Origin of the sequence: Olsenella kribbiana (assembly GCF_036408795.1) — a bacterium.
Taxonomy (GTDB): Bacteria; Actinomycetota; Coriobacteriia; order Coriobacteriales; family Atopobiaceae; genus Olsenella_L; species Olsenella_L kribbiana.
Window position 1 is genome coordinate 61,134 of the sequence record NZ_JAZGJP010000004.1, and the last position, 26,394, is coordinate 87,527.

Sequence of the window (26,394 nt, forward strand, 5' to 3'; positions counted from 1 at the left end):
GGAGCCTGAGGACGCCGAGGAAATGGCGGCGCTGGGGGGGCATACTCGACACCATCGGCGGCGGTTCGGTGGTCTCCCATGACGGGCGATTGAAGAGTTCGTAGACCATTCGTAGACTAAACGCCGGTCCCGAGGTATCGCACGAAAAAAGGTCATGGGCAAACAATGCCCATGACCTGCTGTTTTATATGGAGCCAGCTATCAGACTCGAACTGATGACCCCCGCTTTACGAGAGCGTGGACATCAGGATTATCAGGGTAAATGAGAGAAAATTGAGAATAATATATTCGCAGTTAAATAGCCGTTTTTCACGATTCCTCAGGTAAAGCCTAGAAAAATCTTTCACCCCTATTTCAACCCTAGCATGCTTGCAGGGTTGAAATTTTTCCATTAGGCTCTGTGGCAAAAGCCTACAAAGCTTTTGCCACAGAGCCTAATGGAAAACCTCCACCGACTGGAACGAACTCATGAAGCTGCAAATCAAGGACAGTGCTCAGGGGTACGCCGAGCCTGTCAAAGGAAAGCCAGGCACGTTCCGTCTCTATTTCTCTCTTGGGAAGGATCCTGCCACAGGAAAATATCGCAGGAGCCCCAAGAAGACAATCCACTGCAAAAGCGGCAACCCAAAGAACTGGCACAAGGAGTGCATTAATCAGCTTCGCGAATATCGCAAGGTGCTCGAAGGCGAAGCTGACGAGGACAAGAACAAGGAGTTCACAGTAGCCGACTATGCAGAAAGCTTCCATGAGCTCCGAAAAGATGCATTCAAATCGCCTCTTGCATTCCAGCGTGAGGGGGATTACATACGTCACATCTCTTCGCTTTTCGGAGAAATCCGCCTTTCGGACCTGCATCCAGACGACGTTCGACGTGTCTATGCCAAAGCGCTAGAAAATGGAATGTCCGAATCAGAGCTGCATGGCATGCATATCAAGTTGCGTCAAATACTGCAGGATGCTGTCGACAACGAACTCATAGACCGCAATCCTTGTTCTTCAATCAGGCTGCCAAGGCCTGTCTATCAGGAACGTAAGCCCCTGACTGCTGAAGAAGCATCACGTTTGCTTGACTGCCTTCTGCAAGAGCATGAAGACGCAAGAGCCATTGGGACCGTAATATTGCTCGAATGCGGACTGCGCAAAGGTGAGATGCTGGGCCTCAAGTGGATTGATTATGATCGTGAAAAGCGCACTCTCAGCATTGCTCGTCAGTACTCAAATGACCACATGCTCAGGCCACCGAAATCGAAGACGAGCCAGCGCACCATTGCGATAAGCACAAGACTCATGGTTGTTCTCGATATATGGAAGAGGGCGCAGCAGCAGCTGCTGCAGGAGTTCGGCCTAAAACAAACAGAAGATACTCCCATTGTTCATTCGCTGAACATCCGGACGGCCGATTCGAAAAAGCACGTCGAAGCTACGCATATGGATGGCCACAACTTCGATCGATGGTTCCGGGATTTCTGTGTTGACAATGGGTTCGGGACATACCAGAACGTGAAGAAGCGCTTTGTCCGGAACGGCAAGCTTCATATCAGGGGCGATCACTATCTCGGATTAGTACCCCATGCGCTGCGCCATACACAGGCAACGCTCCTGATTGGTGAGGGAATGGACGTCAAGACCGTTCAGGCACGTCTTGGCCACGCATCGCCCAACATAACTCTGGGCATTTACAGCCATGCCATCGAGACAAACGACAAAAAGGCCGCGAAAATGCTAGACAGCATCATCTCCTCATGACAGTCCGCCAGCAATCTCTTGCATTGAAATAGAGCGAATTTGTCTACTATCTATCGACAAATACGAGTACAATAGTTTTAAGGAGGTGATTAGAATGCGAACGTCCTGGAAAAAGACTGCGCTTGTTCTGGACGAAAACTCGATGACAACTTTCAAGGGGCTTGGCGGAGACCTTTCCGATATGAGCGGACAATCCATCTCTTATTCAGTGCTTAGCTGCATGGTCAGCAATGTAGCCAGGTCTCGGAAAGGCCAGCAGGTCGTTAGGTCGACCTATCTCGACGAACGGCCAACATGCCTGAAGGCCTATGCTGCATTTTTCACCGACCTGTGGTCAGACAGGAGAGATGGGATCAATGCTGACAAGATCGTATATAGCTTCCTGCAGTATTCGATCAGGTTTGAATTGCAGATAGATCTTAAGGATATCCTTGCATTCCACCTGCGCGAGCAATGGGGGTCCATTGCAAGAGCGTTCAAGCGTCCGGCGGCAGAAGATGCTGAAGCAGCAGAGGCGATGGAAGAGGCTGCTCTTCTTGGAAAATATCTAAATCCCGGCGAAGGCAACGCCGCCAAATGCGACGCCAGCAAATTCATAGCTTTCATCTCGGAACATTGGAAGCTGCTGAGCGATTGCGGACCTACCTATGCCGCCCTTGTGGACATGGCACAGATGAGCCATGCGTCCAGCAAGTCCACAGAAGAAGATGCGTCTATGCGGATTTCCCTGCTCATGCAAATCGACCGATGTTACCTGAACTACTACAGAGAGTGATGCGCAGCATCATGAAGCAGCAAAGACATTGTGAAAAAAAAACTGTGAAAGGAGATGCCCACCACAAATTTAGCAATGCAAACCAGCCCGCTCCCCCCTTCCATCCTGCCAGATTGTAGAGGAGGAGCAGACCAGTCGTAAGAAGAATTATATGACACATTGTGATTTTATCCACGCGGAACATATCCCCGTGGATCTCGATGCCTGCTCTCTTGGCATCGAGTACAGCTCTCGTCCGAACGAGAGCATGGACGCCGAAGCTCTCCTCGACGTCAGCGACATACAGGAGCTCACCGGATTGTGCAAGCCCGTTGCGAGAAGGCTGATGAGGGAATCCGGGCACTGCTTCACCCTCCACCGCCATCTCTATGTCCTCAAATCGAGCTTCTTCGACTACCTCCGCTTGCTGGAGGTGAGCGATTCATGCAGCCGCTAGGCACAAGACGTCATGAAGACCCCATATCAGAAGACCTGCTCCTCGACAGCGACATCGAGGGCATGAGGCTTCCAAGCCCACGCATAACGACCGGCTTCGAGCCGCTGGACCAGCTGGTCAACGTCGCGCATTGCGGGCTCATGTACACGATAGGCGCTCAGCCCGGCATGGGGAAGACGACGCTGGCAGTCGAGATTGCAGACAACGTCGCCGCCCAGGGACACCCAGTCCTCTTCATCACGCAGGAACTGCCTCGGCCGAGGCTGGTGGCCAAGAGCCTTGTGCGCCTGAGCGACGGCGTCCTGACCCTGGCGAACATATCCGATGCACTGCCGGTTGGCAGCGACCTTCATGCGGATCTCCTGAACGCGAAGGAACAGTACCGGAAGGCCATCGCTCCGAATATCTATTTCGCGACAGTCGAGGATATCGCAGAGGTCGACCGGCTGGTCAGCGACATCCGCAGCTGCCATGGCGAAGCGCCAATCATCTTCATCGACTACCTGCAGATTCTCGCTGCATGCAGCGACACGCCATACATGGACGAGCGGCTTGCCATCGCAGGATGCGTGAAGCATCTCCGCTCCACCTGCAATGCATACGAGACGACCATCTTCGCGATCAGCTCAATAACACGCGGAGCATACGAAGGCAGGAGCTCGAAGAAGGCTGGCACGTCTCTAGACATATATGCCGGGACCTCAGCGGTTGAATACAGCTTCGACGGCGCCCTCTGTCTCACCGCCGACAGCGAAAGGATAGCCCCCGCAGGCATGTGTGCCGTGAGCATCTCCGCCCTCAAGAACCGCTACGGAGAGCTCGGATCCGTCAGCCTGGATTTCGATGGGGCACACGCTGCCTTTCATCTCGCCGAATAGCCCATCGTGCGGCATGGCCTCCGCCATGCCGCACACTCGGCGCATCACGTAAAAATTTTCCTGCACAATGCCCGATCCACCATATCCAGCGCCTGTCAGGAGATGGACAGGGCATTTCAGTCCAGCTATCCAGTACAGAGGAGAAAGGCATGGATTCAAGAGAGCTCAGACATTGGTTCAAGCCGCTTTATCGAGTCAGCGAGGTCGCAGAGCTTCTTGGTGTTTCCAGAGCCGAGGCATACCGCCTTGCAAAGACCGTCGATGCAATCAAGCTCGGCTCGTCGATACGAATCCCGTACACGGAAGTAATCAAGCTAATCGAGAAGAGGGGGCGGAAAAGCAATGGAAAGAAGGCTGCTCGCTGAAGCCATCCCGAACCTGGAAAGCTCATTGGAGGCATCGGGACCTTGGAAGCCGAAGCCGCTCAGCGAGATATACAAGAACAATTGCATGACACCGGAAGAGATTGCAAGCCTCTGGAGCCCGGCACAGACCTGCAGAGTAGAGGGGGCAACACCCTTCATCGAGAAGCTGGCCGAGGACGACAAGTCTCCCCTGCCGGATTCAGCAGAAGCGTGGCTCAAGACAGCGGGGAGGCGGCACTGGCTCGTTCTTCGGTGTAGCAACCATGAAGAGGCCGATGCTCTCTGTCTACGAGTCCTCAGGCGTACGCATAGCTGCAAGGCTGTGCTCTGCCGTCCTGAGGAGCTGCTAAAGGACTGCAATGAAGCTCCCAAGTATGGGCCAGGCAACAAGGCAAGCATCGTGAGGCACCTGAGCAGGCAGCAGATGCTTGGCATCTCCTGCATCGGGCCTGAAATGCCCGCGAGTGCCGCGGGCTTTGTAGCAGACCTTCTGGAAGAGCGCCTGCAGCAGATGCTAACGACCGTCATCGCTGAAGATGCTTTGAGCACAGCATGGCGGCGGTGCCTCGTGGAACGCGGTGCCACACGCCGCGATGTCGAGCGCATCTTCCAGGCAATCTACAGAGGCATCTCGCTGTAGGCAAACAAAGATCATCGTCCCAAAAACGGGACGATGATCCCGACGGAAATGAGGAATCCCATGATCAGCGAAGACGAGTACGAGGAACTGCTTTTCAGCACACTACAGACTGGAACAGCATACATGCTCGACAACGGCGATGAGACAAATATCACAAGCATCATGCTCAAGAATGACAATCTGCCTGTCTGGGCTGGGTATGGAATCGTCACCATGAAGGCTACCGGCTTTAACATGAAAGATATTCCGGAAGGAGCAACGGGAACCTATTACATCTCCAGCATGATGAGCGACGCCGGAAATGTCTCAGTCATCACCTGTGCCTTCGGCATCGAAAACGGACATCACTGCTCATGGGCAATTGCTCCTGGGATGGAGAGGCCACAGCTCCTGGAAGACGGAAAAGGACTCGAAAGCACTCTTCTCGATATGCCTGAGCGAGTTCCAACGGAAATGACACTAGCAGCATATGTATCCATAGCAGCAATGACGGAAGTCTTGAAATCAGGCTTCCAGTCCTTTGCTGAAGCGGGCAACAGCAACAGATAAGAGATGCATGGAAGCATGGCCAAGCGCGAGGCCTTCCATGCCATACGAAATATGGAGATGGTTCTTCATAAGCAAGACCGGTACGGCACAGGCAGTCAAAATTTGTGAGGCAGAAAGAAGGCGGTAATTCGTGAGACTCACTTACCTGATTGACGCAGGACCAAAGATGACCATATGGCAAGATCGCATACTGCGCGGATGCTGCGATGCATGCATCTACAGTGACGAACGATGCAGGGGCTTCGCATTCCGATTCCCGAAACCAAAGATCATGGATAGGTGGCTCAATTTTCGAAATGTGAGGGACAACATCGACTGCGGGTTCGCAGAAGGTAGAACAGAAGAACTCGGAGAGTTCGAAATCATCGTATTTCTTGGCGGCAGCAGTAGCGTGAAGAAAGGTGGACCCAGTACATATGCAGTACTAATCGAAATCGGAGGCGAAATAGACGGCTCCAAAATCGGAATCCTTGACGAGGGCATTGCCGATGAGGTGAATGACAGACGCAGGAACTGGATGTTCTTCTGCTATGACAAGGCACTGGAATACTGCGACGCCATCGTCGATGGAACCGCATCAATCGATGATGTACTCTTCATCGACACAAGCATCATCTAGCTGCAATTCTTCGCTGAAGGCGGTACCGACAATCGCGGCGGGCCACGGAATATGAAATCCGTGGCCCGCCGCTTTGCATGCGTCGTATGATGCACCCTATCTCCTCGCACCTGTTCCGTCGTCGAGAACCCTGTCCAGGAGCCTCCCTGCATGCCCGAGAGCCCTTGTCATGCCGACCGCATCCTCGATGCCGCCTCGGGAGAGCGAAAGCCTCCTTCCTCCCGGAATGCCGACGTCTCCCAGCGTCCTGGCATTTACCCTGCGAATTCCGCCTGGCACAGAATCATCCCGATACCTGAACTGCAGATCGTCGCGCCTTGCGCTCCACGTCATGACGATCCCGTCCTTCTCCAGGAGCTCCGCAAGCCGGCGCATCCTGTTGAAGGACCCCGGCATGCACGAGACCTCATGCGCCCGCTTCGCGATCCTCCTTCTCAGATGCTCCAGGGAGCTCCGGTTGCCATGGCGCCTCTCGGCACGGGAGGGCTGGCGTGCATGCGTCCGGCTGTTCCTGCCACGCTCAAGCTGGCGGAGTCCATGCTCTCGGTCGAGCTCGCGGACCGCCGCCACTCGTGCATCCCTCGCCTGGCGCCAGTTGCCTTCGTCAAATCTTCGGCCGGACCTGAGGTCGGTGACATTTACGAACATATGGACTGCGTAGCGCTCCGTGCCGTCACGCCTGCAGCCTTCCTTGTGGAGCACGTAGACCGCCTCATGCGCCGGATAGCGGCGCTCAAGGTATTCGCGTGCGTATGCAAGGCAGCCTTCAGGCGTGAGCTTCCCGCCGTTGATATCGCACTCGTCGGGAAGGAAGCCGAGGATCTGGTGGTATCCAAGCACGGGCTCTGTGCCACGCGATGCCCTGTCATGTCCATATGCTGCCCGCGTGGCCGACATCTCTTCCGCCCAGCCCTCCTCGTCAGAGACATTCATCGTGCCGTGTCCGAGGGCCTTCTCCCTGTCGAACGAGAAGTACCTGCCAAGGGAGCGCATGTGTCTGGTGCCCCTGATCGTCACCTGCTTGATCGCGGTCATGGCCCCTCCCCTCAGTCGTAGGCCGCCCATTCGTCCTCGTCGGCAGTTTCCTCTGCTTCGGCCTTCATTGCCGGAAGATCCTTCCAGTCCGGGGCCCATCCGGAGGGCGCAGGCGCTGGCAGGCGGGCAGAGAGCTCTTTCTGTGCATGCATCCTGAATGCAGCCTCCTCATCCCTCGTGCCGAAGCCATAACGGGCGCATGATGGCGTCTGTGTGATGTCTGCCGTCGGGGCGCAGATGACGCCCGCATGGCTCGCAGGCGCGCCCTCCTCTGCCATCTTCACGACGATGGATCCATCCCTCGATGCGAGGCGCGTCTGCCACTCCCAGGTATGGATGAGATCGTCTGCGATCTCGCCCGCGCCTGCCGTGGTGGATTGCCCGGAGGCAGATCTGGAGCTGCCCTTCGACCTGGGATGCCTCGTCGTCTTTCCGCAGAGCGCCGTGAACAAGGCGCAGTCCTCCTGGCTTCCGAGCCTGAGGGCCACCTTGACGGCACAGTTCGCGAGTATCTTCTGCTTGCCATCGCGTCCGTACTTGTCGAGCTGCCCCGTATCCTGGACGAAGCCATGCCATCTTATGCCGAGGCTGCGTCCCAGGGAGCAGAGTGCAGGAAGGCAGGCCACGCGGGGAAGGTTGCCCCACTCGTCGCCCACGATCGTCACAGAACGGGGAAGCCTTCCGCCATTGCCGTCTGCGGCCAGGAAAGCCGCCTGCCAGATCTGGGCAAAGAGCATGGCGAAGACGCCGTTGTAGGGGCTGCCTTCATCCTGGATCCGGAGGAAGAGAGCACATTTGCTCCTTCCCTCAACGATCTCCGCAGGATCGATGCCGCTGCCAGACATGACGCGCCGCACGGCATCGGATCCATACGGGCGGAGGGCCACCTTGAGCGTCGACATGATGGATGCAAGCTCGTTGCCTTCTGCGGAGAGTATCTGCGACCCGAGGGCACGGACCGGGCTGCCATCCGGAAGCGACGCAATGAGCGCCTTGAGGCCTTGGGCGCCTCTCTCAGAGCCCTCGTCCACGATGCGGCAGACGGAAGGCATGGTGCGCATGGCATCGGGGCACTCAGGAGCAGATGCCACATAGGCAATGGCAGCAGCGAGGATGCCTCGCGCGGACTTGACCCAATGGCTTGCTGAGCCCGGACGATCGTCTGGAACGATTGACGCTGCGATATCCTCTGCAGCCTGCTGCATGCCAGAAAGATCCCCTGCAGACGCACGGGTAACGCAGAGCTTCAAAGGATCATAGGTATCGGAGAACGCAGGATGCATGAGGTCGAGCAGGAGCGTCTGATATCCCTGCTGCCGGAGCCCCTCTCCCATGAGCTCGAAGAGCTCGCCCTTGGGATCGCTTATGACAAGCGTCTCGCCTGCTGCGGCGCATAGGTCTACCGTCTCGGCAACAAGGCGGCGCGTCTTGCCAGCGCCGCTCGTCGCAACCGTGATGCTGTGGGGCGATCTCGCCTCGAAGAGATACTTTCCTCGCGAGAACCCATATACGAGCCCCGTGCCCTTGGGAACAGATCTCCCATTCCACGTATCCGATGCACGGACTGCTTCGCTCCCCTGCTTGATGCGTGCATCCCCCAGGCCGGCCGAGGCAGCTTCCGCATTTCCGTGCGAGACGGCATGCACGGCTGCTGCAGAGAGCGGGATGCCGAGAATGCAGCCAATGGGCTCCTGCATGAACATCCCCGAGAGCCACCAGGAGGATGCACCCGAAAGAGCCTCGACTGCATTCTTGGGGATATATCCATGTCCAAGAGCGCCAGCAGCCAGAGGGCAGGCTGCCGCAGCGAGAGCCGCGGCAGCGAAGATCCTGGCGCCTATATGTCCCTGGCGCTCAGGCAAGCGCATCCTCCAAGCAATCGGCAAGAAGGCGCTCCGCATCCATGCTCTTGGAATAGATGTCTGCATCGTCGCAGACTGCCTGGCAAACGTTCACCAACCGAACAGGATGCCCCTTCTGCACCTCATCCGCCAGAAGGCCGACTACGGTGAGCTTGCACGCATCCTCAAGCTCGTCACGGGAGATGCCAGTACGGGCTGCCATGGCATCGAGGCGCTTCTTAGCCAGCTTCGAAATCCCTTCTGCCACGGCTTTCGCCCCGCATGCAGCATCGGGAACCGAAAGCGAGAGCTTCCTTGCCTGCAAATAGAGATACACGCGTGTACTTGCAGATCGCCTGCCGCCCGCCCTGAGCTGATCGATCAGCTTAGCGGCTTCCTTGCGGACCTCTTCCTTCTCCATGACGTTTTCCTTTCTGGATGCTATGCATCCCTCGAAATCCTCACTGCCTCGGCCACCTTTGCCGTTGCAGCAGCCAGCTCCCTGAGACAGGCATCCGCTTCAGGCGAGCCGAGGCCAGCATTGAGCTTGCGCGCAATCTGATTGGCGTTATTGCCGCAGCGCTTGAGCTCGACGAGCGCCTCCCTGAGGCCTTCTGCCGTGACAGCTGGCACGGCAGAACCCTCAGCTTTCTCAAGCCGATGCCTCACATAGTCTGAGCGAGACCTTCCGGAGGCATGGACCCTCTCGTCCAGCGCAGCCATCTCTTCGTCAGTAAGCCGCACTTCGAGTCGAGAGCTTCGCTTCTGCATAAAGGCCTCCTCTGCAAGGCCCGACGCCTTCTGTACCTGATTCTCATTGGATATGCCGTACAGCAGAACGAGATGGAGGAGATGAGACGCATGAGACGGAATTCATCAGTCCCACACTGACATCCGAGATGCAGACAGGCTGCAGGATGCCGAACGAGAATGCTTGGCCTCCAATGAAGGCAGACAGAGCATGCACCGACGAGAGCAGGCTGAAAGGCACAAGCAGAGCCCAGGGGGACATCTCCGAGCTGGCGGACAGATAATCTGTACGGCAGCTCGCACATCTTGCAATCCCCCTGGGCTGCTCTTCATAGCCGATAGCCATCATGGCTGTGACGCTTTCTGCCACAGCCATGATGGCAACACTGTTTCGCTATTTGCCCAGCGCTAGGTGTTCCTGCTGGGCAAATAGGCAGGCGCGGGAGGGCTTGGCTGCGCCCGTGCGCGACAAAATTCGGGCCGCTGGACATACATCCCAGCGGCCCTATATTGCCGACGAGCGGTACTATTTGACGCCTAGCAGGTGCCGTCCCAGCGGCATACAGCGACAAGGTGCCTTATACGTGCATGGTTCTTTCCGACGATAGAAACAGCGCAGACGTCATGACGTATGGAATCCGTATCTTCATGGTCGAGGAGGTAGCTGAGGCATGCCCTTCGCATCGTCCGAATATCATGTTCGGAGATGTGAAGCTCCGGCACAGCTTCGGAGCCTTCCGCTTCGGCAGCACGGACGTCGATAAGCACTGTCTCTCCGTCATCCTCGGCAACAATGACAGGAGCGGCCTCAGAGCTGTGCCACATATTATCTTCGACCTTCAAGCCCCTATGAACAAAGTAGCTCCTGCAGAGAAAGATTGCCTGCTCCTGGGCGGCTCCTGTTGAGTTCTCAGCACCGAATATCTTGCTTGCCATAGTTGAATATCCTCCCGGAATAATTGGGGCCCTCTGCCCCGCTGCTGCCTGTCAAGCAAGCCCTGTCGCATCGAAGGACGCGCCCTTGCGGGCGTGGCGCTGCGTACTGCGATACGACAGGGCGCCGGCGATCGGGAAGAGGTGCTTGATCGCCGTGCTTTACTGGCTGCAGCGGGGCAGAGGGTCCCAACCACTAATATGGACCCGGAGACTGGAATGCCTTCAGGCCGGTGCTCCGAGGCACAAAACTTCACTCATTTCTACATGTATAGGTGCGTTGTACACACTGACGAGTCATCTACCTACAGAAACTATCTAACAATGTGTCTTCAGCTGACATCTGATTCTGCGCCTTGCCTGCCCACCGAGCTAGGTATCCTTTCTGCAGCCAATGCAAGAAGCAAAAGACACGATATGGATACCTGCCCGGATATGAACTTGGCGAGATCTTTATCAGGTCATGCAAGCACGGTACCGAATTAATCTATCCAGCATCATGCAGTGCGTGGTACATGTCGTCGACAAGCACCCCCATGAGCTGCCGCCGCGCCTCCTCGTTGCTGAGGAGGAACCCATACCATTCCTCGTTCTGGTCGTATCCGCGCACCAGGGCATCCTCGCTACGGTCATCGACAGTGTTCTTGAAGTCCGTCTTGCTGTTGACCTTCGCGGATTGCTGGACACGCTCATCGGCTTTGAGGATGTTGTCAAGCGCCATCGCCGACGGCACCACGACCTTCTTGTCAAAGTGGGTGCCCCAACGGGCATTCCACTCGTCGATGATCCGGCTGAGCCTGTCGTAGGTCTTCTCCGTGAAGCCGGAGCCAGTGCCTCTCGGCGCAGTTACCGCAGGCGCCGCAGTAGCGCCTTCGTCTTCATGCTCCTCACCCTTCCTGACCTCGAACTCGTCGAGCCTGACCTTGTCGGCGATGTCGAAGTCGTTGGCGCCGTGCGTGCCCGCCTCGAGGGAACGCAGAAGCGGCACGCAGAAGTTGTACTCCATGTGCATGCGCTCGTCGACGAAGGGCGCCGCTTGGAGCAGGAATGCGTACTGTCTGACGAAGTTCCTCACTGTGCGGCGAATCTCGTCTGCAGTCTCCTCGTCTCTCGATTTCACCCCGCTGGCCGCAGCCTCGACAAGCGCGAACATGCGCGCCTTCTCCTTGGTCGTGCGGGAGTCCTTGGCGAGAAGCACATTGAACTCGCGGACGTCGTCGGCGTCGAGGACGCCATACTCGAGCATGCGCCTCTCGGTCTCGCGGACATCTGCAATGGTCAGCGGCTCCTCGAGCACTGTCGTCTTGTAGAACGGAGCGAACGAGTCGCGTATGGATTGGAAGTCGTTCACGAAGTCGAGCACAAACGTGCGCTTGTCGTATGGCTTGCAGATGCGGTTGAGGCGCGACAGCGTCTGCACCGCGGCGATGCCGTGGAGCGGCTTGTCGACGTACATCGCCGCCAGGAACTTCTGGTCGAAGCCTGTCTGGTACTTGTCGGCGACAATGAGCAGCTTGTAGCTGTCGGTGTCGAAGGCATCCGCCGTCTTTTCTTCGGGAAGTCCATTGAGGCCTGCCTCGGTGTACGTCTCCCCGTCGATGCAGACCTTGTCGGTGAAGGCCACAAGCGCCCGGACGTCGCTGAGCGTCCTCATGTTTTCCTTCCTGAGCGACTCATAGGCAAGGAAGTAGCGGACCGCCGCCTCGCGGGAGCTCGTGACAATCATAGCCTTGGCATGTCCGCCGAGGGTCTGTTTCACGGTGCCGGTGAAGTGCTCGACCATGACCTCGAGCTTGCCAGAGATCGTCCTTGCGTCTACGTTGATGAGATGCTGGAGCGCACGCTTCGCGGGCGCGCTCTCGAGCTTCGGATCGTCAGCGATCGACTTCACGACGTGGCAGTAGGCCTCGTAGGTCGTGTAGTTTGACAGCACATCGAGGATGAACCCCTCCTTTATGGCCTGGTTCATCGAGTAGAGGTCGAACGCCTGGCGATGCCCCTGCTGGTCGATGCTCCCGAACTGCTGGAGCGTCTTCCAGGTGGGGGTCGCCGTGAAGCCGACGATGGTGACATTCGCCTGCTTGCCGGACCTCTTGATGTCCCGCCTCAGGAATTCCTGGACGTCGTCGAGAGTGGAGTCGTCCGCATCTGCCTCGCCTCCGCCTGCAAGCACGCCATCGACCGCGGACATCGACTTGCCCGACGTCGATCCGTGTGCCTCGTCGATGAGGACAGCGAAGCTCTTGCCCGAGCCCTCGAACGTGCCGGGCTTGAGGTAGAGGAACTTCTGTGTCGTGGAGACGACTATGCGGTAGGAGCTGTCGAGGGCCCTTCCGAGATCTGAGGAGGTCTTCCCCTCATCCATCACGCGGACAACGCCAGAGTCTTTCGCCATGTCGAGCATCGCACCCTGAAGCTGGTCGTCGACGACCCTCCTGTCGGTGATCACGATCACCTTGTCGAAGAGGGGCGTGTCCGAGCCTGACTGGTACATGCCCGAGAGCTTGTGCGCGAGCCAGCATATCGTGTTGGTCTTGCCCGAGCCGGCCGAGTGCTCGATGAGGTAGTCGCGGGCGGTGCCGTTCTTCATGATGTCCTCGGAGACACGCCTCACAGCCCTGAGCTGCTGGTAGCGCGGGAAGATGACCGTCTCGTCGACGACCTTCTTCCTCTTGTCTCGCCTCTTCGAGACGAACATGAAATCGTACACGAGGTCGAAGATGCTGTCCTTGGTGAGGATGTCTTCCCATACATACGCCGTATCGGGACCGTCCGGGTTGTGGGGGTTTCCAGGCTCGGTCGCATGGACATCCTCCGGTTCGGCAACGCCCTGATTGAACGGCAGGAACGTCGACGCTTTCCCCTTCAGGGTAGTGCAGACGTAGGCGTTCTCGAGGTCCATCGCGAAGTGGGCGAGCGCGCCAATCTTGGGCACGAGGAGCCTTGTCGTGCAGTCCCGTTCCATATACTGCTCGATAGCGTCGCGGTAGTCCCATCCGGTACCCGACGTATTGCACTTTAGCTCGAATGTGAAGAGCGCGAGGCCGTTCAGGAACACGACGAGATCGAGCCTCTCCCCTGGCTTGTGATAGACCTCCTCCATCACGGAGAGCCTGTTGCCGGCGTAGAGGTCAGAAGCCTTCTTGTCGAAGAGCGCGGATGGTCTGGGCTCCACCAGGTCGAGCGTGACGCCTCCCTCGAGGGGCACGCCGTCCCATATCGCCTGGAGGAGTCCATGCCTCTTGATCTCCCGGTCGATCACATTCAGGACTGTCGCCTTGTAGCCACCGTCGTAGATCGAGCGGAGACGCTCCATGGAGTCGTGCTGCGTCTGCTCCAGGAACTCGAAAAGGAGCTCCGTGTCCATCGCGTAGGCTGGGTCGTAGTCGTGCTTCGAGTCCCGCTCGACGTACTCCCCGCTCTCGACGAGGGAGTCAATAATCAGTCTCTGGAAATCGTGCTCGGTAAGAGGATTGCCACCATGTCGCACGGTATGGACGGACTCGGTGTACGCCTTCACTTCCATGACTTATGCCTCCTGGTCCACGCGGCGCTTGCCGGTGACGTACTCGTAGATGAGTGACTGCCTGCGGCGTCTCAGGACGTCGACCTGCCTGCGCTTGAGATCGAGTATGCGATCAATGCGGGAGCATCTGTCGTCGAGGAAGGAAGCAATCTCGAATTGTTCATGGATTGGGGGGACAGGCGTACGCACCAAAGATAGATTGCCCTGGGATAGCTTCGGCTGTGCGGACCCCGTTATGTACTGTGAATAGTCACACGCCTCCAACGCGTAGAAGAAGAAGCGCATGCACCCACCCTTTGGTCTGAGGATATGCGCATGATTGTTTACCCAATACTTTCCATCCGCGAAATAGACCAATGGTAGATGTCTTAGAACCAAATTCGCTCCATCTTCGCCTATCAAGAGCGCTGGTCCCTCAACGTTATAGTCGTCGATTTCATCAATGATGCCCGATGCACCATAATATGGATATAGAGTTTTGCCGTCTTTTGACCTCTGTGACGCCTCAATAGGTGCCCTTAAATAGTCAAGGAAGTCAAGGACGTACTTCACTCGCTTGGTCTTCCAATGTTCTGGAATTTCGCCGATCCATTCGACGCCGCTCGGCCTCGTCGGCACGTCCCGGTCGAGCCCCTTGGTCACGGCCTCGTGGATGAGGGACGACTTGTAGCGCTCGAGAAGAGCAATCTGTCGATCAAGCAATTCATAAGCTTTGTTTGCCTCGTTTATTGTGCAGTCGAGATAGGTTGCGATGCTCTCCTGCTCGCGCCTTGGAGGCACCGGGAATGAGACTTGCCCTAGCCCGTCGGAAGAGAGTTCCATAAACGTCGTCCCACGACCACTGCGGATGAATTCGGATTTTGCCGCAATAGCGGCATAGTAGGTATAGCGGTGATTTAGGATATGTCCCACCAAGGTCTTGCATCCCTGGTTCGTGCAAATGGGGATCGACACATAGCCAATCTTTCCAATTGGAGCACGCGATGAGATGACGACGCTACCTACTGGAACCATCGTAGTGGTGCAAGAGTCGTATCCCTTCTTGGTAATGAATTTAGACGGTGCATGCAGTTCGCCCTCGTCGCTCATGTCCGCGGGGGTCACCCACGGGATCTCTCCATCCCAATAATCCAGGCTGCTGGTATCAGGCGTTGCCCCTTGAACGATTGAACACAGGTACTTGATTGGCTTCGTACCCCACTCGTCTGGAATGTCACCAATCCACTCGATCCCGCTCGGTTTCATCTACACCAGCCCCTTCAGCTCTTCGTCGAGCTGGTCCTCGAGCTGCATGAACTCCTCCAGGAGCTCGTCGGAGCTCTCGGGTGCCTCATACTTGTAGAAGTAGCGCGTGAACGGAATCTCGGCGCCGATGGGTGCCTCCTTTGCAGCAGCGAGCGTGGGGCCCGAGAGCATCTTGCCGCTGCTGTATATGGCTACCTGTGAGTCCTCGTCGACCCAGCGTGCGTCTGGCACGTACGGCAGGACCTCGCGCTCCATGTAGTCTGCGACAGGCTCGGAGAGCTTGACGAGCTCCTTGTCCTTCGTGCCGTTGTCGAGGACCAGGTAGCCCTCCCTGTTTTTGCGGAGCGGCGCGCCCTTGTCAGGGCGCGAGAGCCTGTCGACGAGCGTCGCCAGCATGCCGGCGTCGGGCGCCACGCCGGCATCCGCAAGTGTCTTCTTGAGTCGCTTCTTGAAGGTACCCTCGTCGTAGGTCACATCGTCCGATGCGTTGTCCCTCAGGACGGCAACCATCCGTTCGAACACGGGCTCGTTGGCGACGAGCCTCTCGAGGTCGGCTTCCTGCTTCTTGGTGCGGTCGGCGGCGTCTATTGCCTGGAGCTTCTCGAGCTTGTCGGGGTTGTGCATGTTCTCCATGAACCTGCCCGTACAGATGTCATCGATCCTCTCGTCCGTCACGGCGTAATCTCGCTGCAGAGGCTGGAACACGGAGTACTCGCGGTAGAGGAACTCCTCGTTGGGGAGGATGTGGGAGCGGTCGGACTCCTCGAACGCCTTGTATATGCCGACAATCTGTTCTATCTGCTCGTCCGAGAGCATCTTGCGCTTGTTGCCCATGGAGCGCCTCATCGGCGTCCAGATGTCGGTCGCGTTGATGAGCTGCACCTTGCCCCGGCGCTCGGGTCGCTTGTTCTTGGAGATGACCCACACATAGATGCCGATGCCGGTATTGTAGAAGAGGTCCGTGGGAAGGCCGATAATCGCCTCGACGAGGTCGTTCTCGAGGAGACCGCGCCTGATCTGGGACTCGCCTGACTTGGTCGATCCTGAGAAGAGCGGCGAGCCGTTAGAGATGACGCAGGCACGGCCGCGCTTGTCGTCGAGCTTGTACACGACGTGCTGCATGAAGAGGAGCTGCATGTCCGACGTCGCCGGGAGCCCCCATGGGAAGCGGCCGTGGTAGCGCTCGTGTTCCCTCTTGACGGCTGCCTCGACGCCGTCGTGGGCGTCCTTGCCACCCCACGGCTGTCCGAAGGGCGGGTTGATGAGCTCTATGCGGAACTTGTCGTCAGGGAAGCAGTCCTCCTTCATCGTGTCGGCATTTCTGATGTTGTCCGCCCTCTGCCCCTTGATGAGCATGTCGGCAAGGCAGATGGAATAGGATTCGGGAAGGATCTCCTGGCCGTAGAGATAGACGTCCGCCTTGGGCGCGAGCTTGGCGAGCTCCGCCTGCGCAGTCGAGAGCATGCCGCCCGTTCCGCAGGCGACGTCGGCCACCTTGATGACCTTGCCAGGCTCGAGGAGGTCCTCCGACCCCCCCGCGAGGGCGAGCTTGGTCATGAGGCGGATCACCTCGCGTGGCGTGTAGTGGTCGCCGGCCTCTGCGTTCTCGGAGAAGCGGCGGATGATCTCCTCGAACATGTAGCCCATCGCATGGTTGTTGACGCGTGCTGGATCGAGGTCGAGGTCTGCAAACTTGCGCACGACGCCCGTAAGGCAGGAGCCATCCTTCATCTTCTTGATCTGCGTCTTGAACTCGAGGCCCTGGATGATCTCCTTGATGTTCGGCGAGAACGCGTCGAGGTACGTGACGAGGTTGCGGTCGAGGTGCTGCGGGTCGGCCAGGAGCGAGCGCAGCGAGTAGCGGCTCGTGTTGTAGAAGGGCAGGTTCCCCGCCTTGCGCCTGAGGATGGCGTCCGGCACCTTGGGATTCGCTTCGAAGGCGGAGCACACGTTGTCCTTGGTCGCCTCGAGCGCGCACTCGAGGCGCCTGATGATCGTCATGGGGATGATCACGTCGCGGTACTTCTCGGGCTGATAGGTCCCCCGCAGGCTGTTCGCGATGCTGAAGACCATATCTATCTGCTTCTTCACGTCAAGTTCGTCGGCCATTTCCCTTGCTCCTGCCGTTCTTGGTATGTGCTGAACATTCTATCAATCGACCGTAAGATGCGAGAGAGACGGACCATCACTGCCTTGAAGAAGAAAGGCGTCGAGACTTGAAAGCACCTATTTCCTGACTTAAACAGGATGTAGACCGATAGAACAAATTCATCTGAACAGCAGCATGCCATTCGGCTTCAGTGAAATAGCCAATTCGCTGAAAGCAGATCCAATCGCAGAGCACATATTGCAGCGCAGTATTGTCATAATCCCGTTGTGGAAACGTCTCCACATTTCTCCATAGAAAAAATTTTCACCCTAATTTCACCCCTGCGGGAGACTTCAGGGGTGCCAGAAAGCAAAACAGCTCAGAAGCTTTCATAGCCTCTAAGCTGCTAAAATTCAATGGAGCCAGCTATCAGACTCGAACTGATGACCCCCGCTTTACGAGAGCGGTGCTCTACCAACTGAGCTAAGCTGGCCTCGCATGCGCGCAAGACGTTGTCTCAAAGCGTGCTGTTTAATAATACGGATGTGAAAACGAAGATGCAAGCATTATTTTGTTCATTCTCAAATTTCTTCGCTCTAGATACGGCACATCCTGTTTCATTCATTAATCCGTGCATTGCAGGCAATCGCTACTTTGCAGCAGCATCCTTCTCGAGCGTCTCCCAGATGCCATTGATGTAGGTGCAGCCGAGCGCGCGGTCGAAGAGGCCATAGCCCGGACGCCCGGTCTCGCCCCGGATCATGCGGCCATGGTCGGGACGCATGTAGCCGTCGAACCCGTTCTCGAAGAGCGCCCGGCACATGCGCCAGATAGAAGCTGGACAGAATAGCGCCTGGGATGCTGAGATGCACCCAGGCGCTCTTCGTATCTCCCGAAGCCGGAATCCTCCTCCTGATATATCGGCTATTCCAGGAAAGCTTCGATGAATGGATGGCTGTCCATGAGCCTCAATCAAGCAGCCCCTTTTCGCGCAGCCTCATATCCTTTGCCTCCTTGAGCGTGAGCCCCTCCATCTCCTTTGCGACCTCTATCTCGGAGAGGCTTTCTGCCCAGGCCTTCGCTGCAGCAAGGCGCTTCCCGCTGCCTCTGCCAGCCTCTCTGTGCCCCTGCGCCTTGGCAGGGCGCTATTCCATCTGCTCTCTCCTCAGCATCTGATCTTTGTATCAGGAAAGAGGCCTGGAATGCAGCTTCATCCCAGGCCCCAGCATCAGTGCTCTATACAGCTGTCTGTATCTACAGCAGGCGCAGCACGCCTCTCACGAGACGCTCGAAGTCGTCTGCATGGAGCTTCGCCTCTTCGAGGACCTTGTCGTGGCCGAAGCCTGCGCTTCCGCTCTGGTTGGCAGCAAGCGTGAGGCCCAAGACATTCATGCCCAGAGCGTGCGCCATGATGACCTCATTCACGGTCGACATGCCGACATAGGATACACCCATCGTCCTCATCATCTGCACCTCTGCAGGCGTCTCTGTGCAGGGACCGATGACACCTGCAAGGACACCCTCCTCGACCGCAATGCCGAGATCGTCTGCGACGCCCCTTGCAAGGGTCCTGAGGTAGGGCGTATAGGCATCCGCCATATCGACGAAGGGAGACTCCACATCGCGGAGTCCTTCATCCTCGGCAAGCGGATTTCTGCCCGTGAGGTTGATCTGGTCCGTGATGATGCCGAGGCCGATGTTTGCCATGCCGGAGACGGCACCCGTTGCGCAGGCAAAGACGATGTCGCGGCAGCCGAGGCGGTGGGCATGGCGGACAAGGGCGCAGATCTCGGAGGCGCTGTAGCCCTGATAGAGATGGATGCGGCCCGGATAGACGATCACCGGGACATTGTCGATCGTGCCGATCGTTGCCTCGAACGTGTGGCCCGGCATCGGCTGTGCCTCATCCGGGAATCCCTCGATATCGTGATAGTCGATGCGGCGCACCGGATGCACGAGGCTTTTGAGATGTCCCAGACCGGTGCCCAGGATGATTGCCACAGGATGCTCTACAGACGGATGCACGGATTCGACAGTCGTTTCGCTTACCACGGTGATTCCTTCCTCTTCGAGGAGGCGGGCAAAGACCCCGTCCCCCTCTATGGTCCTTCCGCTATAGCTACCATCGTAGATGAGACCGGCGCCACATGATGGGCTCTTTGCCTTCAGGACGGCAAGCGGCACGGGCTGCTCCCTCACGCGGGCAAGCGCACACTTCGCCCCTGTCTCGAACTCTTCGGTCACATCCCGCCCGTCCCTGAGATAGACATGCCCATCCCTGATCTCTGCAGGAGGGCGCGGTATGGGCAGTCCCGAGAGCCTCTCCGGGCAGATGGGCACAGGCTCCGTCTTGCCTGAGAGCCGGATGACGGCCTCATCCGGCTTCGTGCCGCCGTCGTATCTGCACCGCTCCCCCAGAAGGCATGCGCTCACCGCAATATGCATGAGGGACACCTCTTTCCGCTATAGAAAAGGACGGACAGGCAAAGATGCCCGTCCGTCCATCGTAGCGCTTGTATCTGCCTCTTAGGCTTCCATCGTGTAGATCTCGATGCTTGCCTTCGAGAGCCGGTCATTCACGTAGTTCGTCCACTGCTGCGATGCAGTCTGGGAAGCCGTGGAGTACTGCTGGTAGGCCACATAGTAGGCAGCCTGTGCTGCAGCGTAGGTCGCAGAGTCGTTCGTGATCTGGTAGTCGGCAAGAGCGGAGGCGTAGGTCGAGGAGGAGTCCTTCCAGGTGCCGGTCTCGGAGTCCCACTCATCGCCTGCGAGGTTGATGATGTAGGTCGCGTAGTCGGCCGTCGGCGTATCCTCGGCGCCGTCAGCAGGCTTCGAAGGAGCCGTCGGCTGGGACGGAATCTCGGCCGTCACGACCTGGCTGCGGAGCTTGGAAAGAGCGCAGGACTGGCGGACAAGGTTCCTCACGGAGTCCTCGTCCATGTTGTAGTTCGAAGCGATTGTCGCGTAGTCGGTGGAGCCGAGATACTGCTGCGCGTAGGCATCCATATCGTCGTCGGAGACCGTGATACCCTGGGCATCGACGACCTTCTGCATGATCTGGTTGCGGGCAAGGTCGATGATGTTGTCAGCGGTCGGCACCGTGTAGCTGCCATCGTCGTTTGCTGCGCTGTCGAGCGAGGAGGACTGCGTGATCACGTCCTTGGCCGTGATCTCATAGGTCTGGCCGTTGTACGTATAGCGTGCGACAACCGTGTCGAGATCGGCTTCCTGCAGGGTCTGGGAGCCGAGCGAGCTCGTGCCATTGAAGCAGAAGTGTCCTACGACACCGCCCAGGACGAGGCAGACGACAGCCGCGACGATGGTTGCGACAAGCGGCACCGTGCGTGCAGGCTTGGAAGGCTTCTTCTCGGCCTTCTCATCCTTTGCAGCATCGGCCTTCTTCGTGTCCAGTTCGGTTTCCGGCTTCTTTTCTGCCATGCTCAATGAACCTTTCCTTTGAGTTCCTTTGCAATGTTTTCGGAGAGCGCCTGGATGTAGCTGGCTCCACTCTTCGTGTCGAAGGCAATCCGGTCGAGAAGCTCATGAGCGCACTTCTCCGATATCGGACCCTGTGCCATATCATAGAGGGCAACAAGCATGTCCCTGTATTCGGCATCCCCATGGTAGCACTGTATGGCTTCGTCCAAGAGAGGCCACACCTCATCCGAGCGAGCTTCAGAAGTCGACCCATATGCTGCGAGGAATCTGAAGGCCGCCAGGCGCACCGGAGCGGAATCCTCATCAAAGAGCGACGTCTCCGCTGCATCGATGCCTGGCTGCACCTCCTGGGGATGTGCCTGGGCGACGAGCGTCAGCGTATCGAGCACTTCCCAGCGCGTCTGCGCCTCGGGACGTCCCAGGGCATCGAGAAGGTCGTTCAGATACGGCAGGATCGCAGAAGGATCCTCCTTTGCGATGCTGTAGACCTTCTGTGCCGCAGCCTGGCGCTGGCGGCGTGAATGGGCAGCAAGGCCGCCTACGAGCGCAGGCAGGGCGCTTGCCAGAGAGCTATCCATCGACTACCTCCATGTATATATCTGTGCTGTGTCAAGAATCCGCCTGCCGCGGACATGCCTGTCAGTGGTGGGACCTCAGGTACGGGCTTTCCTCTGCCGCCTCGACATCCTTCTTCGAGACTTCGGGCGCTGCATGCACGGCAGCCTCATCGTCTGGATCTCCCGAATCGTCGGCCTGGTCAAGAAGCGACCAGTCGAGGCCTGCCTTCTGCGTCTGCGTATCATCCTCGAAGAGCAGCTGCAGGGCCTGCGTGCCCATCTGCGCGCCGCCGATGTTGCAGAGCACGTCGAAGAGGTTGAAGACGGTATCCGTGCCCGGAAGCGTCAGGTCCTCCTCCTCGGCAAGCCTGAGCGCAAGCGCGAGGTCCTTCCTCAGATGCACGGCCTTGAAGCCCGGCTTGAAGTCTCCGGCAAGCGCCTTCGGCGTAAGCTCCTCGAGCTGGCGGGAAGACCCCATGCCATGAGAGATCATATCGAGGACCTCATTGCGGTCGAGCTCGCCCTGCTCTGCCAGCGCCATGGCCTCGCTTGCACCAAGAAGCGCCGATGCCAGCGCGACCTGGTTTGCAAGCTTTGCAATCTGGCCCTTGCCGGCACCGCCGAAGCAGTAGATCTTGCTCGAGAATGTCTCGAGGACAGGACGGATCGGCGCGATATCCTTCTCCGTCGCGCCGGCAATGAGCGTCAAGGTGCCTGCCTGGGCACCAGCCTGGCCGCCTGTCACCGGGATATCGAAGGCATGCTTGTCCTCGATCTCGGCAGAGTCATGCAGGTCGCGCGCCAGCTGGGGCGACGACGTCGTGAGGTCGATGAGGTAGGCGCCCTTCTTCGTGGCACGGATGAGGCCGTCGGTCGTGAGATAGACCTCTTCCACCTCGTCGGGATAGCCGAGCATCGTGAACACGACATCGGCGTCACGCGCAGCATCGGACGGAGACTTCGCCCACTTCGCGCCCTTTGCCAGAAGGTCTTCTGCCTTCGACTTCGTGCGCGTATAGACCGTGAGGCGATAGCCCGCCTCGAGGATATGCGCTGCAATCGGCGCTCCCATGATGCCCGTGCCGATGAAGGCGACCGAGCGAATTGTTCCCAAGGCCATATACCTTGCCTTTCTGTCTTACCTGCTGCGCACCTTGCGTGCGATGCGATCCGTGAGCGAGAGCTTCTCGCGGCGGTCAGAGCCCCAGAATACGAGCGCGACCATGCCCGGGCCGACGTGGGAGCCAATGACCGGCGAGATGGAGCTGTGGATGACCGTCAGGTCCTCGCAGCCATCCATCTTGCGGATCTCCTTCTCGAGCCACTCGGCGTCCTTCGGCGCGTCAGCGTCCATGATGCCGATAGGAAGAGACGTATCGTGGGCGTAGTTGTCCTTGAACTCCTGGAGGATCGCACGCAGCGCCTTCTTGCGGCCACGGCACATGCCCTTGAGCGTAAGCGACCCGTTGAGGTCGTAGGAAAGCTCCGGCTTCACATCGAGCTTGCCACCTACCTGTGCTGCTGTCGGAGGGATGCGTCCTCCTGCTGCAAGCCAGTGGAGGGAATCGAGCGTGAAATAGCCCTGGATGAAGTAGCGGGCATCCTTGGCCCAGGCAACGAGCTCCTCTGCTGCGAGGCCATTTGCTGCCTGGCGCACGACCTCGATTGCAAGAAGCTCTGCTGCCGCAGACGGGCACAGATTGTCGATCACATAGATCTCTGCATCGGGATGCTCGTCACGCACGAGCTGGGCGCCCTGCTCTGCCGCATCGATAGAGGAGGAGAGGCCGCCGGTGAGCCCGAGATAGATGATCGGCTGGTGGCGTTCCTCGAAGAGCCGCTCGAAGACCTCCATGTAGGTGCCCGGCGTCACCGCCATCGTCCTGAAGCGGGCTTCCGGGTTCTTGCGCATGTATTCGTAGAACTCGTGGGGCGTCCGGCTCTGCCACATGTCGTCTGCATGCTCGCCGTCCGGTCCCACGTAGTGGAACGGAATGACCTCGATGCCGAGCTGGTGGGCTACGGACGGATTGAAGTCGGCTGCCGTATCGGCCACGATCGTGACGCCGAGACGCTTCTGATAGGCCTTGACGTAAGAATTAAGCGCCGCGGCGCCGGTCACATTGGGGACTGGCGTCGCGACGGTGTCTGTATCTGTCTGGAGAGATGCAGCTTCTGCATCGTCTTTCGGCTGCTGTGCGCGCTTACTGCTCATCCAGCTCCTCTATCTTCGGTTTGATGATGCCATACCCGCCATTCTTTCTATGGTAGATGACATTCACCAGGCCGGTCTCCGCATTCAGGAACACATAGAAATCATGGCCGAGGAGGTCGGTCTCGACGAGCGCCTGCTCTTCTGTCATAGGCTTGAGGTCGATATACTTCTCGCGCACCAGGAGGTCGTCATCCTCTTCCGGCAGGGGCTCGAGCAGCTTTTCGAGCTCTTCTGCGGTCTGGGCAGGAGGGGCTGCCTTCTGGGCATGCTGCCTCTTGTCGACGATGCGCGTCTTGTACTTCCTGAGCTGACGCTCCACCTTGTCTGCAGCAAGATCGATTGCCGCATACATGTCATCGGCGCTCTCGGAGACACGCACGACAGAATCGCGCACGAAGACCGTAACCTCGCAGGTCCTGCGGTCAGGATTGGAGCGGTTGTAGTCTACCCTGAGCACGACGTCGCAGTTCATGGGCTGGATATCGAATACCTTGAGGGCATTCCCGATCTTTTCGTCCACGTAGCTCCTGAGGGCATCGGTAATCTGGATCTTGCGGCCCGAAAGCTTGATATCGACCATAAATGCCTCCCATCAGAACCCGGAGCGCGCTCCACGCTCCGCTTGTACAGGACTCATACCCATTCGTCGGCCCGAGCCGACGCTCGTGCCGTTCATATCTGCGAATGGACGCAAAGGAGGCGCATTCCTAGGCAGCATCTGCAAGGGCAGGCGGGGACTGCTTTGCCGCAAAGCCTGAGATGGCGGTGGTTCCATCGAGATGGGGCAGGCCGTCAAGCCACTTGTCGCGGATGAGCTCATAGGTCCCATCCTGCTCGGCCTCCGCCTCGGCGTCACCCACAGCTGCGGCAAGCTCGGTGTTCGCAGCTTCCACGCCGATGCCGATCTTCGAGATGTCGCCAATCGTCCCGCAGTAGGAGATCTTCTGGATATAGCGAGAGAGGAGGGCTCCCTGATAGGCCGAGCAGACTGCATAGTCCGCCTCTCCCGCCTCGAGCATGTGGAAGCAGTCGTTCAGATTCGTCGCATAGGCAAAGGTGACCGAAGGCGTGACACGGGAGAGCTCGGAATGCGCCTCGGAGCCCATCTGGACTGCCACCCGCCTGCCGCTCATATCGTCGGCTGTGACCGTGCCATCAACATTCCTGCCGAAGACGCCAAGTGCCGACTCCGCATACGTGCCGACGATCGTGATGCCGTCCTCTTCGCCGTCTGTCATGTCCATCACGATATCGCAGCCCTGGGAAAAGCCATCGGCTGCATCCTCGACGCTCATATAGCGGATCTTGAGGCCGAGATGCTCTGCGATATCTGCGGCAAGGTCGATATCGAGGCCCTGGAAGCTGCCCGAATCGTCCACGGTGCTCATAGGCAGCTGCACGTCCTGCTTGATGCCGACCGTGAGCGTGCCTTCCTCGTGGAGGGCAGAGGCGCTGACCTTGGGCTCCATCTTCGCCTGGGCAGAAGACGTAGCCTCAGCCACCGACTCCTCATCGCTGCCGAAGGCATGCTCCAGGGAGGAGACGAAGGGCAATCCAGAAGCAGCTGCCAGAACGGCACATGCGAGCGCTGCAACGGCAGCGCAGATCGCGATACGTAGCTTCATGGGTCCATCCTTCGCTCAGCCGACAATATGGCCGTCTCTTCCAGCTGACCTGGTCTTTGGCCCCACACCCGCGCACCGGGGCCTCCGCTTCGGATGCTCAGGCACCCCCACTCAAAGCCCTCTTGCCTGTGGGGCTCTTTGCCCCAAAGCCAATCAGGCAGTGCGACTTGCTTCTAGGACGAGCCATGATCGCCAGCATGCCCACACGCTGGCTTACGTGGATCCCTTTGACCTCGTCTGTCATGGACTAGGAGGCAGATCGGTGCCTCCGCAACCACAGACCTGGAAGAGACAGAGAGATTATACGGCTTCCACTCTCGATTCACGCGAGAAATAGGCTCTACGCTGCAGAAATGTCCATGTCTGGCAATAAACTATGCAGCCGCCTGAATGAATAGCCGGCACTTAGCCGTAATTTGCTGCATATTGCAGCAGCATCGGGCAGGAACTTACACATGTCGGAACGCCGTGAATGCATGCGCTGCAGCCACAGAGGGCATGACTGCCGGAAGCGGAAGCTCGAGGCCCTCCGCAAGCGTCTCGAGCGCCGTGCTCGCGAGCAGGAGCCCCTGGGCGCCCTCTTCCCTGCCCTTCGAGACGATCTCCAGAAGATGCTCCTGCATCTCCTCTCTTTCGCCAGTTCCGCCCTGCACAGCATCCACAGCATGCTGGAGCCACAGCTTCTCTTCCTCGTTCGGTGTGATCACGATCGTGTGCGAGAGGATGAGCGGACGCTTCAGGAAGCCATCCTTCATGGTCCGGTAGCTTCCAAGAAGAAATACGCTTCTCCAGCCCTGGGCAAGGACATCCTGCCTGAGCGCCTCGGCGAGGCCCAGTAGTGGAAGCGTGCCTGCATCTGCCAGAGCCTTCTGCACGCAGTGCGCGCTCACCGATGCCAGAAGCGCACAATCTGCTCCAGCTTGCGCCAGATCTTCGAGCGGTGAGGCAAGCTCGCGCACGAGCTCCTCGTCCCTGCCTTCGAAGGCAAGCTGGTGCATAGGCACGCCTGCCTCGGCAGCAGCGATATCTGCCACATCCTCTCCCAGGAGCTGCTCCAGCCGCTCCACGAATGCATCTTTTGGACCTCCGGAAGAGATGATGCCTAGACGTGCCATATGCCCTCTTTTCTGCC

At 58.2% G+C, this 26,394-nt stretch carries 25 protein-coding genes and 1 tRNA gene; 8 read left to right on the forward strand and 18 right to left on the reverse strand.

Translation table 11 applies throughout. The features are described from left to right. The first annotated feature begins 468 nt into the window (after positions 1 to 468). From VXJ24_RS03970 to VXJ24_RS04005, 8 genes are all read left to right on the forward strand, one after another. The gene (locus VXJ24_RS03970) at positions 469 to 1,746 is read left to right on the forward strand and encodes a tyrosine-type recombinase/integrase (protein WP_330971624.1); all 1,278 of its coding nucleotides are present in this window, start codon (positions 469 to 471) and stop codon (positions 1,744 to 1,746) included. Positions 1,747 to 1,840: 94 nt separating this feature from the next. After that, a complete protein-coding gene (locus tag VXJ24_RS03975) occupies positions 1,841 to 2,521 on the forward strand; it encodes a hypothetical protein (protein ID WP_330971625.1) in 681 nt (226 codons plus the stop codon). Positions 2,522 to 2,711: 190 nt separating this feature from the next. Continuing rightward, positions 2,712 to 2,957: a hypothetical protein gene (locus tag VXJ24_RS03980; protein WP_330971626.1), complete on the forward strand. Its 246-nt coding sequence runs from the start codon at positions 2,712 to 2,714 to the stop codon at positions 2,955 to 2,957. Next, positions 2,945 to 3,835 (forward strand): DnaB-like helicase C-terminal domain-containing protein, encoded by an 891-nt coding sequence (locus VXJ24_RS03985; RefSeq protein WP_330971627.1) that lies wholly within the window; start codon positions 2,945 to 2,947, stop codon positions 3,833 to 3,835. The genes VXJ24_RS03980 and VXJ24_RS03985 overlap by 13 nt, the downstream gene beginning before the upstream one ends. A 149-nt stretch (positions 3,836 to 3,984) precedes the next feature. Then, positions 3,985 to 4,200 (forward strand): helix-turn-helix domain-containing protein, encoded by a 216-nt coding sequence (locus VXJ24_RS03990; protein WP_330971628.1) that lies wholly within the window; start codon positions 3,985 to 3,987, stop codon positions 4,198 to 4,200. Next, positions 4,178 to 4,840 carry a hypothetical protein gene (locus VXJ24_RS03995; RefSeq protein WP_330971629.1) on the forward strand — a complete coding sequence of 221 codons (663 nt, stop codon included), beginning with the start codon at positions 4,178 to 4,180 and terminating at the stop codon, positions 4,838 to 4,840. Before VXJ24_RS03990 ends, VXJ24_RS03995 begins: the two co-directional genes overlap by 23 nt. Before the next feature lie 60 nt (positions 4,841 to 4,900). Then, entirely contained in the window at positions 4,901 to 5,389 is a 489-nt protein-coding gene (locus VXJ24_RS04000; protein ID WP_330971630.1) for a hypothetical protein, read from the forward strand. Positions 5,390 to 5,519: 130 nt separating this feature from the next. After that, positions 5,520 to 6,008, forward strand: a complete 489-nt coding sequence (locus tag VXJ24_RS04005) for a hypothetical protein (protein WP_330971631.1) — start codon at positions 5,520 to 5,522, stop codon at positions 6,006 to 6,008. A 96-nt stretch (positions 6,009 to 6,104) separates the two neighbouring features. Here VXJ24_RS04005 and VXJ24_RS04010 read toward each other — a convergent pair whose 3' ends face one another. From VXJ24_RS04010 to VXJ24_RS04095, 18 genes are all read right to left on the reverse strand, one after another. After that, positions 6,105 to 7,043: a relaxase/mobilization nuclease domain-containing protein gene (locus tag VXJ24_RS04010; RefSeq protein ID WP_330971632.1), complete on the reverse strand. Its 939-nt coding sequence runs from the start codon at positions 7,041 to 7,043 to the stop codon at positions 6,105 to 6,107. Between the two features lie 11 nt (positions 7,044 to 7,054). Continuing rightward, positions 7,055 to 8,905 (reverse strand): type IV secretory system conjugative DNA transfer family protein, encoded by a 1,851-nt coding sequence (locus tag VXJ24_RS04015; RefSeq protein ID WP_330971633.1) that lies wholly within the window; start codon positions 8,903 to 8,905, stop codon positions 7,055 to 7,057. Beyond that, a complete protein-coding gene (locus VXJ24_RS04020) occupies positions 8,898 to 9,305 on the reverse strand; it encodes a hypothetical protein (RefSeq protein ID WP_330971634.1) in 408 nt (135 codons plus the stop codon). The genes VXJ24_RS04015 and VXJ24_RS04020 overlap by 8 nt, the downstream gene beginning before the upstream one ends. Positions 9,306 to 9,325: 20 nt before the next feature. Continuing rightward, on the reverse strand, positions 9,326 to 9,655 hold the full coding sequence (locus tag VXJ24_RS11480) for a plasmid mobilization protein (protein ID WP_430623809.1): 330 nt from the start codon (positions 9,653 to 9,655) through the stop codon (positions 9,326 to 9,328). A 516-nt stretch (positions 9,656 to 10,171) separates the two neighbouring features. Continuing rightward, the gene (locus VXJ24_RS04030; RefSeq protein WP_330971636.1) at positions 10,172 to 10,570 is read right to left on the reverse strand and encodes a hypothetical protein; all 399 of its coding nucleotides are present in this window, start codon (positions 10,568 to 10,570) and stop codon (positions 10,172 to 10,174) included. Between the two features lie 484 nt (positions 10,571 to 11,054). After that, positions 11,055 to 14,093 carry a type I restriction endonuclease subunit R gene (locus VXJ24_RS04035; protein WP_330971637.1) on the reverse strand — a complete coding sequence of 1,013 codons (3,039 nt, stop codon included), beginning with the start codon at positions 14,091 to 14,093 and terminating at the stop codon, positions 11,055 to 11,057. A 3-nt stretch (positions 14,094 to 14,096) separates the two neighbouring features. Continuing rightward, entirely contained in the window at positions 14,097 to 15,338 is a 1,242-nt protein-coding gene (locus VXJ24_RS04040; protein WP_330971638.1) for a restriction endonuclease subunit S, read from the reverse strand. Then, positions 15,339 to 17,447, reverse strand: coding sequence for a type I restriction-modification system subunit M (locus tag VXJ24_RS04045; RefSeq protein ID WP_330971639.1), 2,109 nt, complete (start codon positions 17,445 to 17,447; stop codon positions 15,339 to 15,341). 397 nt (positions 17,448 to 17,844) lie between these two features. Beyond that, positions 17,845 to 17,920: transfer RNA gene (locus VXJ24_RS04050), tRNA-Thr, on the reverse strand. A gap of 156 nt (positions 17,921 to 18,076) precedes the next feature. Further along, positions 18,077 to 18,250, reverse strand: coding sequence for a mannonate dehydratase (locus tag VXJ24_RS04055; RefSeq protein WP_330971640.1), 174 nt, complete (start codon positions 18,248 to 18,250; stop codon positions 18,077 to 18,079). 431 nt (positions 18,251 to 18,681) lie between these two features. Continuing rightward, positions 18,682 to 19,872 (reverse strand): 2-thiouracil desulfurase family protein, encoded by a 1,191-nt coding sequence (locus VXJ24_RS04060; protein WP_330971641.1) that lies wholly within the window; start codon positions 19,870 to 19,872, stop codon positions 18,682 to 18,684. 81 nt (positions 19,873 to 19,953) lie between these two features. Next, the gene (locus tag VXJ24_RS04065; protein ID WP_330971642.1) at positions 19,954 to 20,865 is read right to left on the reverse strand and encodes a SurA N-terminal domain-containing protein; all 912 of its coding nucleotides are present in this window, start codon (positions 20,863 to 20,865) and stop codon (positions 19,954 to 19,956) included. Between the two features lie 2 nt (positions 20,866 to 20,867). Further along, entirely contained in the window at positions 20,868 to 21,443 is a 576-nt protein-coding gene (locus tag VXJ24_RS04070) for a hypothetical protein (protein WP_330971643.1), read from the reverse strand. Between the two features lie 61 nt (positions 21,444 to 21,504). Beyond that, entirely contained in the window at positions 21,505 to 22,542 is a 1,038-nt protein-coding gene (locus tag VXJ24_RS04075; RefSeq protein WP_330971644.1) for an NAD(P)-dependent oxidoreductase, read from the reverse strand. An 18-nt stretch (positions 22,543 to 22,560) separates the two neighbouring features. Then, positions 22,561 to 23,637, reverse strand: coding sequence for a DegV family protein (locus tag VXJ24_RS04080; RefSeq protein WP_330971645.1), 1,077 nt, complete (start codon positions 23,635 to 23,637; stop codon positions 22,561 to 22,563). Beyond that, positions 23,627 to 24,217 carry a ribosome hibernation-promoting factor, HPF/YfiA family gene (hpf, locus tag VXJ24_RS04085; protein ID WP_330971646.1) on the reverse strand — a complete coding sequence of 197 codons (591 nt, stop codon included), beginning with the start codon at positions 24,215 to 24,217 and terminating at the stop codon, positions 23,627 to 23,629. The genes VXJ24_RS04080 and hpf overlap by 11 nt, the downstream gene beginning before the upstream one ends. 127 nt (positions 24,218 to 24,344) lie before the next feature. Next, positions 24,345 to 25,262 (reverse strand): substrate-binding periplasmic protein, encoded by a 918-nt coding sequence (locus VXJ24_RS04090; protein WP_330971647.1) that lies wholly within the window; start codon positions 25,260 to 25,262, stop codon positions 24,345 to 24,347. Positions 25,263 to 25,711: 449 nt separating this feature from the next. Next, entirely contained in the window at positions 25,712 to 26,377 is a 666-nt protein-coding gene (locus VXJ24_RS04095) for an aspartate/glutamate racemase family protein (protein WP_330971648.1), read from the reverse strand. Between the last annotated feature and the right edge of the window lie 17 nt (positions 26,378 to 26,394).